The following is a 12,341-nucleotide window of genomic DNA, read 5'->3' as shown; positions in this document are numbered from 1 at the left end:
CTCAGAATGTTTTAACTCTTTCTTAAAATTTTCTTCTATTTTCTTTGAAAAATAGACGTTCATCCAATCCCATCTCCATAAGGAAGCGGGAAGGCTTCAAAGGTTTCTCATAGCGGTTTTCCATAAAAGAAAGGAAAAGCCTGTCCTTGGTGCGGGTCAAGCCCACATAAAACAGCCGCCGCTCCTCCTCCAATGCACTTCCCTTTCTGCCTTTTTCATAGGGAATGATGCCTTCCGCCAGAGAAGGCAGGAATACTGCGCCAAATTCCAGACCCTTTGCTCCATGGAATGTAGTCAGGGTCACGCCATGGGTATTGCCTTTCTGTTTGGATTGTTCCTTCATTTGACGGCTCAATTCCTCCATTTTCCGCACAAATTCCGTGCCGCTTTCCGTTCCTTTAGCCGTTTCCGTAATTTCGTCGGCGATTTCTATCATATTAGACAGGCTGGCTTTTCGATAAGCCGCATAGTCCGAAAGATATTCGTCATAGCCTACCACTTTCCGCACATACCGCAAAGCCTCATAAGGCTTTCGCTTTTGAATCTGCCGCAAATCTTCCTCTAAACTTTCCAGATGTTCCGCCTGCCATTTCTGCAAAGAGGGGCAGACATGGAGGCTCCGCAACAAACCATAGGGCATCTGTTCTGCCTCTGCCAGTAAATCCTTGCTGATGTACCGTTTCGGTTTATTCACAATGCGCAACAAAGAAGCGTCACTGTCCCTATTTTCCGCCAGAAACAGATAAGCCGCCAAATCTCTTGCAATCCAGTGGTCATAGAGATGAAACCCTCCATCCCGCAGATGGTAGGGAATCCCCCGACGGAACAAGGCTCTGGCAAATGCGCCCCCTTGGATATTGGTGCGATAAATCACGGCTATTTCTTCTATGGGCATTCCCTCTTCCAATAAACGGGCAATTTTTTGAGCTGTCAGTTCCGCTTCTTCTCCGCTGTCTTTTGACACAAAAACATTGATGCGATCTCCCAGTTCCCGATTGCCTTTGATTTCCTTTGCATAACGGCTTACATTGGTACCGATAACCTGAGATGCCAACCGGATGATACGCCCGGAACAGCGGTAATTCACATCCAGAAAAACTTTTTCCGTTCCCGGAAAATCTTTTGGGAAATCCAGCATAAAGGAAGGGCTGGCACCACGGAAGCCATAAATGCTCTGGTCGTCATCTCCCACCACAAACAGATTGTTTTTCGGTGCCGCCAACATTTGCAAGCAGGCATACTGGGCACGGTTCACATCCTGAAATTCGTCTACCAATATATAGTCAAAACGATCCTGCCAGGCTTTCCGAACCTTTTCATCCTGTGACAAAACATCATAGCATTCTGTCAGCATATCATCGAAATCAATTTTTTCATTCCGCCGTTTCCAGCCATCAAATTTCTTTGTCAAAGCCACAAATTCATCTTTTGGCAGCCCATCCGGCATAAAGTCACTGACATCCAGCAATTGATTTTTCATGAGAGAATACTGACTGAAAAACTGCTGGATATATTCCTCCTGATCCTGCACAGAAATGCGGGCTTCTGTCACCAATTTCTGCAAGGTATTCCGCCGTTCGTCCTCGGAAAGGACCTGTTCCACACTGTAACCGCAGGCTTGGCGAAGGATGCGGAAAAAGACGCTGTGGAATGTGCCGAACATCACACCCGATTTTCCCTGCAAAGCGGCATATCTTGTTTTCATCTGTTCTGCTGCCGCTTTCGTAAAGGTAATGACCAATATCCGATAGGGGGACACACCCATTTTTTCCGTCAGGCGGCGTATCCGCTGGATGATGACCGTTGTCTTGCCGCTACCAGGACCTGCCAGCACCAGCATAGGTCCTGCCCCATGGGATATGGCGTGTATTTGATTGGGATGCAATGTCTTTGCCATGATGTGTTTTCCTCCTTTTGGGTTCTGCTTCCAGTATACCATATTTTCCCGCTCCGCCATAAGACTGGGGAGGTCTTAAAAAAATCTTTATACGTTCGTAACGGATTGTTACTTGTCAAAGGGTGTCTTTTATATTAAAATCGCATAAGAAAGATCAAAACAGGAGGTGGCAAAATTGAATATCGGGATCTTTACCGATACCTATTTCCCGCAGCTCAACGGCGTCGCAACTTCCGTACAGACCTTGCGGCGGGAACTGGAAAAAAAGGGACATCAGGTATATATCTTCACGCCTTATGACCCGCGGCAGCAGCAGGAAACGGACGACCATATCTTCCGTTTGCCCAGTATGCCCTTTATCTTTGTCAAAAATTATCGGGCTTGTTTTGTCTGCCCGCCCCATATTTTGCGTAAGATTCACCAGTTAAAACTGGATATCATTCATACACAGACGGAATTTTCTCTGGGATTTTTAGGAAAACTTATTTCCAAAACATGCGGCATCCCTATGGTACATACCTATCACACCATGTATGAAGATTACGTCCATTACATTGCAGGCGGTCATCTTATTTCCGCCGAAGGTGCAAGAGAATTCAGCCGCATTTTCTGCAACACTGCCATGGCGGTCATTGCACCTACCAAAAAAACCGAGCGGCTTCTGCGCAGCTACGGCGTCAACAAACCCATTTCCATCATTCCCACAGGCATCGATACTTCACATTTCCGCAAATCCAATTACAACCCTGCGGAAATACTGGAACTGCGCCATAGCCTTGGACTGAAGGCAGATACACCTGTGCTCATTTCCATCGGGCGTATTGCCAAGGAAAAAAGCATTGATGTCATCATTGGCGCTCTGCCCAAATTGCTGGAAAAACTGCCGGATACCATGATGGTCATTGTTGGGGAAGGCATGGAAATAGAAAATCTGAAAAAATACGCCGAATCTCTGGGCATTGGCGACCATCTGCTTTTCACAGGCGGGAAACCCTGGTCAGAAATCGGAAAATATTATCAGCTGGGCAATGTTTTTTGCAGTGCTTCTCTGTCAGAGACACAAGGGCTTACCTTTGCGGAAGCCATGGCTGGCGGCATTCCCGTTGTTGCCAGACGGGATGACTGCATTGTCAACTTCATGACCCATGGAGAAACGGGCATGTTTTTTGATGATCCGGCAGAACTGCCTGACCTGCTTTATCGCGTGCTGACAGATGAACCCTTGCGGGAACACCTTTCCACAACATCCCAGAACACCATGGAAAGCCTTTCCGTGGAAACCTTTGGCAACCATGTGGAGGGACTGTATCAGAAAGTCGTAAGGGCATGCCAGAATGCAGAAAATATTCCACTGCCCTCTTTGCCCGTCATCAAAGGCACAAGAGTTGCCCATCGTATTTCAAAAATACCCAAAAAGCTGGCACACCGCAGTCGTTCTTATTCTTCTCATATTGCAGAAAGACTGTCGTTCCTGCCCAGACACCGTTCCTAATACACAATAAAATTGTATTTTTGAGGGGCTTCAGATTGTCCCCTCAAAAATACATAAAGAAACTAAAAAAATCTATTGACAAAACATGTACTTTCTTGTATTATATTTCTTGCGTGAATCACGTATGTGAGTGTAGCTCAGCTGGATAGAGCGTCTGACTACGGATCAGAAGGTCGCGTGTTCGAATCATGTCACTCACGTTAGGAGCTGTTCAAATGAACAGCTCTTTTTCTTTTTCCAAAAAACAATCACTCTCTCCCTATCGAGAATATAAAAAGAAACATAAAAAAGGCGGCTTTTAAAAGCCGCCTTTTCATTCGTGGTAGGATAAGATTTTGATTATTTGTCAACAACGGGGATTTCGTCATCAGACCATGCATCCATATTGTTGTTGAACAGATATTTCTTGGTTTCTGCTGCGATTACGCCACTCAGACCAAGCAGAGCAACCAAGTTGGGGAATGCCATCAAAGCATTCAGGATGTCCGCGATACCCCAGATCAGGTCCAGGCTGACAACGGAACCGATGAATACAACGATTGTCCATGCGATACGAAAAGGCATGATTGCTTTCTGACCACACAGGTATACCCAACATCTTTCACCATAGTAGCTCCAACCAAGGATTGTGGACCATGCGAAAGTGATCAGACCAACTGTCAATACGATAGGCCCGATAACGGGGATGTTGCCAAATGCTGCGGAAGACAGATCGCCACCAGTCAGACCAGTCATACCAGCGGGGTCTTTCATGATAGAGGATACCAGAACCAGACCTGTCAGAGCACATACGATAACTGTATCCCAGAATACACCAGTCATGGCGATCAGACCCTGACGAACGGGGTTTCTGGTAACGGCTGCCGCGTCAACGATTGGAGCGGAGCCCAGACCGGATTCGTTAGTGAACAAACCACGTGCAATACCAAAACGAATTGCCATCATAACTGTGGAACCGATGAAGCCGCCGCCTGCAGCCTGAGGTGTGAATGCACTTGTAACGATCAGTTTCAGTGCGGGCAGTACATAAGAACCGTTCAGGAACAGAATGATGATACAACCAATGATGTAGAAACCAGCCATGAAAGGAACCAGTTTTTCACATACTTTAGCGATGGACTTAACGCCGCCCAGGATAACCAGACCTGTCAGAACTGTGATGACAGCGCCGGAGATAACAGGAGAAATACCAAATGTATTTTCTACCATGTTTGTAATGGAGTTACCCTGTGTACCGTTACCGATACCGAAGCAGGCAAAACCAGCGAACAGCGCGAACAGAATGCCAAGCCATTTCTGTTTCAGACCTCTTTCCAGAGCATACATAGGACCACCGATCATACCGCCGTCTTTACCTTTAACTCTGTACTTGATAGCCAAAACAGCTTCACCATATTTGGAAGCAATACCGAAGCAGCCTGTCAGCCATACCCAGAATACCGCACCAGGACCACCGGATGCGATCGCTGTAGCAACGCCGACGATATTACCGGTACCGATGGTCGCTGCCAGTGCAGTTGCCAGCGCGCCGAAACCGGATACGTCACCTTCTGCTTCTTTGTCGGGTGTTACGGAAAGCTTGATGCCTTTGAATACATATCTCTGAATCACTCTTGTACGCAGTGTCAGGAATACGTGTGTACCAAACAGTAATACGAGCATAATTGGACCCCATACTACGCCTTGGATACTAGAAATAACATCCATCATATTAATTCCCTCCCATTTTATGAAATATAAAATAATTTCGTTGGCAGAAACCGACTTTACATTTTCAAAATAGCAAACCTTACAATGTCCCACGAAAACATCTTCGGTTTTTGTCTATTCTGATTATGTATACCTTGTCGATTCCCTCACCTGTTACTATTTTATCTTATTTTTCAGAAATTACAAGAAGTTTTTTACGAAAGAAATTTACTAAAAACCTTCTTTCGATACAAAAATATACAATTCTTATTAAATGATTCGCATTTTTTTATACCTTTTTTATTAATATATTCTGAACGAGTAAATTTTATTTGTGAAAAATTTTTAATATACTTCTAACAAAATCCACCTTGCAAAACCCATTGCGAATTATCAAAATCAAACAAAAAAAAGCCCAATTTAGGCGATTATCACGCACATTTGTACTTCCTAAAACGGACACTGGAAAAAAATGTAAATTCTCACTTTGCACAAATGTATATTTTTTCAAAAAAATTGGAATTTTTTTCCAATTTATGCGTAAAAAAAGCGGCTGTACGCATTTCAATCGTACAGCCGCTTCATTTTTGTTCAGTTTATATAATTGCTTTTTTCTGCTCTTTATGGTAGCAAATCTTATTTATCCACAACGGGAATTTCATCATCAGACCAACCATCCATATTGTCGCTGAACAGATATTTCTTGGTTTCAGCTACGATAACACCACTCAGACCAAGCAGAGCAATCAAGTTGGGGAATGCCATACATGCATTCAGAATATCCGCGATACCCCAAACTGCGTCCAGTGTCATAACGGAACCAACAAATACGACCAGTGTATAGATGATACGGAAAGGCATGATTGCTTTCTGACCACACAGATATACCCAGCATCTTTCACCGTAGTAACTCCAGCCAAGGATGGTAGACCATGCGAAACAAATCAGACCAACTGTCAATACGATAGGACCTACAACAGGAATGCTTGCGAAAGCTGCGGAAGAAAGTGCGCCGCCTGTCAAACCAGCCAGACTTTCGGGGTTCTTCAGGATAGAAGAAACCAGAACCAGACCTGTCAAAGCACATACGATAATGGTATCCCAGAATACACCAGTCATGGCGATCAGACCCTGACGAACGGAGTTTCTGGTTGCAGCTGCCGCGTCAACGATAGGCGCAGAACCCAAACCAGCTTCGTTTGTGAACAGACCACGGGCAATACCAAAACGGATTGCCATCATAACGGTAGCACCAACAAAACCGCCGCCTGCTGCACGAGGTGTAAACGCGCTTGTAACGATTGTCTTCACTGCGGGCCATACAAAATCATGGTTCAAAATCAGGATAATGATACAGCCGATGATGTAGAAACCAGCCATGAAAGGAACCAGTTTTTCACATACTCTTGCGATGGACTTAACGCCGCCGATGATAACGATACCTGTCAGGATTGTCAGAACCACACCTGTGATATAAGGAGAAACGCCGAAGGTATCTTGTACCATGCTGGAAATGGAGTTGCCCTGTGTACCATTACCGATACCGAAGCACGCACAACCTGCAAACAGTGCAAACAAAATACCCAGCCATTTCTGTTTCAAACCTCTTTCCAGAGCATACATGGGACCACCGATCAGACCGCCGTCTTTCCCTTTTACTCTGTATTTGATTGCCAGAATCGCTTCGCCGTATTTGGAAGCCATACCAAAGCAGCCTGTCAGCCATACCCAGAATACCGCACCGGGACCACCGGATGCGATCGCTGTAGCGACGCCGACGATGTTACCGGTACCAATGGTCGCTGCCAATGCAGTTGCCAGCGCACCAAAACCGGATACGTCACCGCTTGCTTCTTTATCAGGTGTTACAGAGAGCTTGATGCCTTTGAACACATATCTCTGGATCACTCTTGTACGCAGTGTCAGGAATACGTGTGTACCGAACAACAGTACCAGCATGACGGGTCCCCATACAACCCCTTGGATACTAGAAATAACGTCCATCATATTAATTCCCTCCCTAGTTTAAAAATATAAGTCCTTTGGTTCGCAGAGACGCCCGGCAAGCCGCGGTTCCTGCTGGGTATCTCCTTCATATAAATTGATTAGAACTCACTGCCATTTTATCCAGAAATTGTAAATTCTGCAATAGAGAATTCCATATTTTAACAGTTTCTTTATACCTAAAATGTAAAAATATGTAAAAAATATAGCATTTTTTCTCCATTTTCTATGGAATTTTTCAGCCTCTAACCCCATGAAATCAAGTGATTCTGTCAATGAAGCACAACTTTCCACCACAGGCGGATGGCAATCGGTTAATTTTTCACAGAAGTATACAATGTGCATTTTTATTTGCATTCTACTGAATTATATTCTTTTAAATGTAATTAATTTCATTCATTTTATCTAAAAATCCCTCTATTCTTTTTTACCATACGAAAAAAGTGTGGAAAAAATTCCACACTTTTTCAAAAACCATGCTTTATTTTGAAATTTCTTTCAGCTGGAAAGTCATCACCAAAGGATTATGATCAGAAAATTCATATCCTGTATCAATGACTTCCAGACTTTCACATACCACATTATCCGAAATCAAAAATCCATCTACGGTTGCCTGGAAAGAAGTTTCCGAGTCATAGGGAATGTCTGTATAACGGGTGCTCTGGGGCATATCCGCCTTCTGTTCCTCAGTCAGCGTATCCATGGCAACGGTAAAGCCTTCCGGCAGCATTTCTCTGGGGAAAATATGTGCCCAGCTGTAGGCTTCTCCTTCCTGAGACTTCTCGCACATTTCATGATTGAAGTCACCGCCGCAGACAATATAGTTGCCCTTTTCCCGTTCTGCCTGCATGTCCGCCGTCAGCATGCCAATCTGCCCTGCCCGCACGGAATCATCATGACCATAAGCAGAAAGATGTACATGATACAGGCAGAGATATTTCCCATTTTCCACGGGAATTTTCACCACCTGATAACATCTGTCTAAATCCAGCAGTTTTTTGAAATCTTCCTGAATAGGCAAGCTTCTTCTGATGGCGCTTTCTATGGGATAAGATGAAAAAACAGCCATACCAGACAGGGATTTCCCATGAGGCTCCCAAGGCGGCACCATCAGGTATGCAGAATCATAATTGACAGCAAATGTGGTGTCCTGTGCCGGGAAAAATTCTTTCAACATACCGTATTCATTGATGTGGTGACTTCTGGTGGAATCCAGATCCACTTCCTGAAATAAGGCAAAATCCGGTGCAATTTCCGCAATTTCCTCTCCTGCCCCTTTTACGCAGGCTACAACGCTTTCTGGACTTTCTGCGACAGATTGCTTGCCGCCATCCATGAAAAACGTAAATTCGGGCGTATATGCCCCAAAACCGATGTTGTAGCTAGAAATTGTATAAGATTGTTCTTCTTTCAGTACATGACTTTCCGCTTTTTTCTCAATTCCAGTTTCTTTCCCGTCAGGAATTCGGTGATAAGTCAGCAGTACATAAGCGGCATAACCAATGACTGCTGCCACTGCGATACCGCCGCATAATGCCGCAATTTTCTTTTTTCTTCCCAAGCCTTCTCCTCCTTATACCTGATAAATGGTCTGACCGTCTTTGACCGTCATCATGACCTGTATGTTTCGTATATCGTTCGGTTCTGCTGTCATGGGGTCTTTGTCCAGCACCACAAAATCCGCCCGCTTGCCAGGAGCAATGGTGCCTTTTTCCTGTTCCTCCCCATACTGTTTTGCCGCATGGATGGTAATTGCCTGCAAAGCTTCATAAGCAGACAACTTCTGTTCTCCGCCCAGCACAACACCGTTTTTCGTTTTCCGGTTCACAGCACACCAAACCGTTTCCATCATATCCGGCGGAATCACAGGAGAATCTTGGTGCAGTGTGAAAGGAATCTGCTTTTCCTCGGCATCTCTCACAGGGCTGATGCGTCTTGCTCGTTCCATGCCCAGATTTTCCATATGCACATCGCCCCAATGGTACACATGAGCAAGGAAAAAGGATGGCGTGATGCCCAGTCTTGCCAGTTCCTTCACTTGGTCATGGCGCATAATCTGTCCATGAATCAAAACAGGACGAATGCCGGGGCCCCATTTTTTCATCACTTTCTCATATACCCGCAAATACTGGTCAGCGGCCGCATCCCCATTGGCATGCATCAAAAGCTGCTGCTGTTCCCGTACTGCCCGTTCTACCAACGGTTCCAGTTCTTCGTCGGAAAGCATAGGATACCCCTTAGTGCCATCGGTATAAGGTTTCGTCACCCATGCGGTCTTGCTCTGAGGAGAACCATCCAGCAAAACTTTGTAGCCGCCCACTTTCAAATGGTGGTCATACTCCCCTTTGCAGGAGGGGAAAGCATCAATGAGTTCGGGACTATTTTTCAAATCCATATATGCTACTACATCCAGCCACAGTCGGTTCTGTTCATAGAGCATGGCATAAATGCCTTTGATCTGCTCCACAAACATACCTTCCTGAACAGTGGTAATGCCTTTGGAAGCATATAAGTGCTGTGCTTTTTCAAAAGCAGATACCAGCTCCGCTCCTGTCGGCAGAGGAAACTTATCCATATTCTGAATGAGGGCGTTTTCTTCCAGCAAACCTGTCCCAAAGTCAATACGTCCTCCTTCCGGATCAGTGGTTGTTTCTGTAATACCCAATTCTGCCAGCCCCATGGAATTGAGCACACCGGAATGACCAGAGGTATGCTGAATGAGCAGGGGATGTTCCGCAGTGATTCCATCCAGAAATGCTTTTTCCGGCAGGTGTTTTTCTTTCAGATTTCCATGATTGATGCCCTTCGCAAGCACCCATTTTCCTTTAGGCACCTGATTTTCCCGGATAAAATGTTCAATCCGTTCCTTCACTTCTGCAAAAGAGGACGCTTCTGCCAAATCCACCTGCAGCATACCGTTTGCCACACCCATCAAATGGCTATGGCTGTCAATAAATGCCGGCAGCATGGTTTTTCCTTCCAAATCCACAACTTTCTCCGCGTCTTTTGCCAGCTCCGCTCTTTTGCCTACTGCCTGAATTCGTCCATTTTCCACCAGTACCGCTTCCACCACGGACACACCCGGCTCCATGGTATAGATGGTTCCGCCTGTATATAATGTCCCTTGCATTTCTCCGCCTCCTGTCCCGCTTTTTTGTAATGGTATTATGATACCACAAAAAAATGAAATCCCATGTCTTTTTGCAAAAAATTTATTTTTCTTATGAAAACATTTATAAATAGGTAAGAAAACTATTATTTTTTCAAATCAAACAAAGAAAGAGCCGAAACTCCATATCTGAAAATGGAAGTTTCGACTCCTTATAGATTTCAAAAAGTATGCTGTTTAGTGACCGCAGTGACCGCCGCAATGGTGATCATGTTCACCGCAGTTTTCATGGTCGTGGTGGTGATGGTCTGCACATTCTGCATTTGCATTGAACAGCAGTGTGCCTGCCAGATAATCTTCAACCACTTTTCTTGTTTCGCCTGTTACACCGCCGAATACAGAAATGTTTTTCTGTGCCAGCGCCATTTTTGCGCCGCCGCCGATGCCGCCGCAGATCAGAACGGTTGCACCCTGTACTACCAGGAAGTCTGCCAGCAGGCTGTGACCGCTGCCGTTGGTGGATACGATTTCGTCAGACAGGATTTTGCCGTCTTCTACAGTGAAAATCTGGAACTGTTCTGTATGGCCAAAATGCTGGAATACCTGGCCGTTTTCATAAGTAACTGCTACTCTTGTTTTCATGATAGTTCCTCCTCAAATTTTTTCCAAAAAGTCAATCATGGGATTCAGCCATTCGCCTTCATAGCTTTCTGCTTCCCCATTGTCACATCTTGCAGCGATTTCAGGATTGATGGGCAGTTTACATACAACGGGAATGTTATGTTTTGCCGCAATTTCTTCGATATGGCTTTCACCGAAGATCTGATGTTTCTTGCCGCAGTCAGGACAAACGAAATAAGACATATTTTCGACAATACCCAAAATTGGTACGTTCATCATTTCTGCCATTTTTACTGCTTTGTCAACAATCATGCCAACCAGTTCCTGAGGGGAAGTTACGATGATGATGCCATCAATGGCGATGGACTGGAATACAGTCAGAGGAACATCACCTGTTCCGGGGGGCATGTCGATGAACATATATTCTTCATTTTCCCATACAACGTCGCGCCAGAACTGTTTGACTGTTTCCGCAATGACAGGACCTCTCCATACAACGGGGTCTGTTTCGTTATCCAGCAGCAGGTTTACGGACATAACGTCAATGCCTGTTTTTGTTTTGCAGGGCATCATACCCAGTTCTGTGCCGTAAGCTTTTTCCTTCATACCAAAAGCCTTGGGAATGGAAGGACCTGTGATATCTGCATCCAGAATGGCTGTCTGTTTGCCTTTTCTCTGGGTCAGGACTGCCAGTGTGCTGGTAACCATAGATTTACCAACGCCGCCTTTGCCGCTGACAACGCCGATGACTTTCTTAATGCTGCTGTGGGGATTTGGTGCTACCAGAAAATCCGCCGGTTTGCGGTTGCTGCAGTTAGAGGAGCAGCTGCCGCAGTTATGGGAACAATTTTCGCTCATAAGGTTACATCTCCTTCGTGTTTTTCATCTTTTTTGCAGCAGATGGGATGACATTTTCTGCCACAGGGTCTTGCGGTGCCTTCGCAAAGGTCGTAGTCGCCGCCTTTGATCACAAGCACCTTGCCGTCTACCAGGGACTCAGCCACTTTTCGTCTGGCGTCGTTATATACCCCCTGCACCGTTGTCCGGGCAACGCCCATCTGTGCCGCGCATTCTTCCTGGGTATATCCCGCCAGATCAATGAGCCGCAGGGTTTCATACTCATCTACGGTCATGACCACCTCGCCGCAGCAGCTTCCATTCAAAGGACCAAAACGGCTGCTCTTTGGCATGGCGCAAACCCTTCTGCACTTTCTCGGTCTGGGCATATGACACCTCCTGTTTTCGACATATGTTACTTACTCCTTCAGTATACTCCGTTTATGACATATGTCAATATAAATCCTGCATTTTTTACAAAACAAACAGCATGAAACGGCGCCTTCAGAAAAACGCACATCAAACAAAATCTCAGTAAACATGAAAAAGCTGAAATCCCCCATATAATGAACTGAACCCAAAAAGTTAGACAATATTTTCAAATTAAAATTGTTTAAGAAGCCAGAAGGGCTTGTTGTCTGTAAATTGCAGGTGGCAAGCCCTTTAACTTTGCTTTGATTCGATGGTTATTA

General features: G+C 45.2%; 10 protein-coding genes and 1 tRNA gene. 2 read left to right on the top strand and 9 right to left on the bottom strand.

Features of this window, described 5'->3' with window-relative positions; translation table 11 throughout:
* Positions 1 to 22: 22 nt before the first annotated feature.
* Entirely contained in the window at positions 23 to 1,897 is a 1,875-nt protein-coding gene (locus INF29_RS08645; protein ID WP_193486004.1) for an ATP-dependent helicase, read from the bottom strand.
* 175 nt (positions 1,898 to 2,072) lie between these two features.
* Between INF29_RS08645 and INF29_RS08640 the strand changes: the two genes are divergently transcribed.
* Both INF29_RS08640 and INF29_RS08635 read left to right on the top strand, forming a co-directional pair.
* Positions 2,073 to 3,389, top strand: coding sequence for a glycosyltransferase family 4 protein (locus tag INF29_RS08640; RefSeq protein ID WP_193486002.1), 1,317 nt, complete (start codon positions 2,073 to 2,075; stop codon positions 3,387 to 3,389).
* A gap of 126 nt (positions 3,390 to 3,515) precedes the next feature.
* Positions 3,516 to 3,589, top strand: a tRNA-Arg gene (locus INF29_RS08635).
* Positions 3,590 to 3,728: 139 nt separating this feature from the next.
* On the opposite strand, the gene INF29_RS08630 is transcribed toward INF29_RS08635, so the two are convergent.
* The 8 genes from INF29_RS08630 to INF29_RS15355 form a co-directional block, all read right to left on the bottom strand.
* On the bottom strand, positions 3,729 to 5,096 hold the full coding sequence (locus tag INF29_RS08630) for an alanine/glycine:cation symporter family protein (protein ID WP_193486026.1): 1,368 nt from the start codon (positions 5,094 to 5,096) through the stop codon (positions 3,729 to 3,731).
* 618 nt (positions 5,097 to 5,714) lie between these two features.
* Positions 5,715 to 7,082 (bottom strand): alanine/glycine:cation symporter family protein, encoded by a 1,368-nt coding sequence (locus INF29_RS08625; RefSeq protein ID WP_087988705.1) that lies wholly within the window; start codon positions 7,080 to 7,082, stop codon positions 5,715 to 5,717.
* A gap of 481 nt (positions 7,083 to 7,563) precedes the next feature.
* The gene (locus INF29_RS08620; protein ID WP_193486000.1) at positions 7,564 to 8,643 is read right to left on the bottom strand and encodes an endonuclease/exonuclease/phosphatase family protein; all 1,080 of its coding nucleotides are present in this window, start codon (positions 8,641 to 8,643) and stop codon (positions 7,564 to 7,566) included.
* Positions 8,644 to 8,655: 12 nt separating this feature from the next.
* On the bottom strand, positions 8,656 to 10,212 hold the full coding sequence (locus INF29_RS08615) for an amidohydrolase (RefSeq protein ID WP_193485998.1): 1,557 nt from the start codon (positions 10,210 to 10,212) through the stop codon (positions 8,656 to 8,658).
* Between the two features lie 216 nt (positions 10,213 to 10,428).
* Positions 10,429 to 10,833, bottom strand: a complete 405-nt coding sequence (locus INF29_RS08610) for a NifB/NifX family molybdenum-iron cluster-binding protein (RefSeq protein ID WP_193485978.1) — start codon at positions 10,831 to 10,833, stop codon at positions 10,429 to 10,431.
* Positions 10,834 to 10,845: 12 nt separating this feature from the next.
* On the bottom strand, positions 10,846 to 11,670 hold the full coding sequence (locus tag INF29_RS08605) for an Mrp/NBP35 family ATP-binding protein (protein ID WP_072849644.1): 825 nt from the start codon (positions 11,668 to 11,670) through the stop codon (positions 10,846 to 10,848).
* A complete protein-coding gene (locus INF29_RS08600; protein WP_072849642.1) occupies positions 11,667 to 12,038 on the bottom strand; it encodes a DUF134 domain-containing protein in 372 nt (123 codons plus the stop codon). Before INF29_RS08600 ends, INF29_RS08605 begins: the two co-directional genes overlap by 4 nt.
* Positions 12,039 to 12,262: 224 nt before the next feature.
* On the bottom strand, positions 12,263 to 12,341 hold a 79-nt coding region (locus INF29_RS15355), incomplete at its 5' end, for an IS3 family transposase (protein WP_408626509.1).

This window comes from Anaerotignum lactatifermentans (assembly GCF_014982935.1).
Lineage (GTDB): Bacteria > Bacillota > Clostridia > Lachnospirales > Anaerotignaceae > Anaerotignum > Anaerotignum lactatifermentans.
Note: the sequence above shows the minus strand (reverse complement) of the source record. Positions and strands in the feature narration are given on the sequence as shown.

Bases quoted from the DNA above. Each gene is read 5' to 3' on its own strand.
- INF29_RS08615 (WP_193485998.1), bottom strand. From the start codon at position 10,212: ATGCAAGGGACATTATATACAGGCGGAACCATCTATACCATGGAGCCG.
- INF29_RS08610 (WP_193485978.1), bottom strand. From the start codon at position 10,833: ATGAAAACAAGAGTAGCAGTTACTTATGAAAACGGCCAGGTATTCCAG.
- INF29_RS08600 (WP_072849642.1), bottom strand. From the start codon at position 12,038: ATGCCCAGACCGAGAAAGTGCAGAAGGGTTTGCGCCATGCCAAAGAGC.
- INF29_RS08605 (WP_072849644.1), bottom strand. From the start codon at position 11,670: ATGAGCGAAAATTGTTCCCATAACTGCGGCAGCTGCTCCTCTAACTGC.
- INF29_RS08625 (WP_087988705.1), bottom strand. From the start codon at position 7,082: ATGGACGTTATTTCTAGTATCCAAGGGGTTGTATGGGGACCCGTCATG.
- INF29_RS08645 (WP_193486004.1), bottom strand. From the start codon at position 1,897: ATGGCAAAGACATTGCATCCCAATCAAATACACGCCATATCCCATGGG.
- INF29_RS08630 (WP_193486026.1), bottom strand. From the start codon at position 5,096: ATGGATGTTATTTCTAGTATCCAAGGCGTAGTATGGGGTCCAATTATG.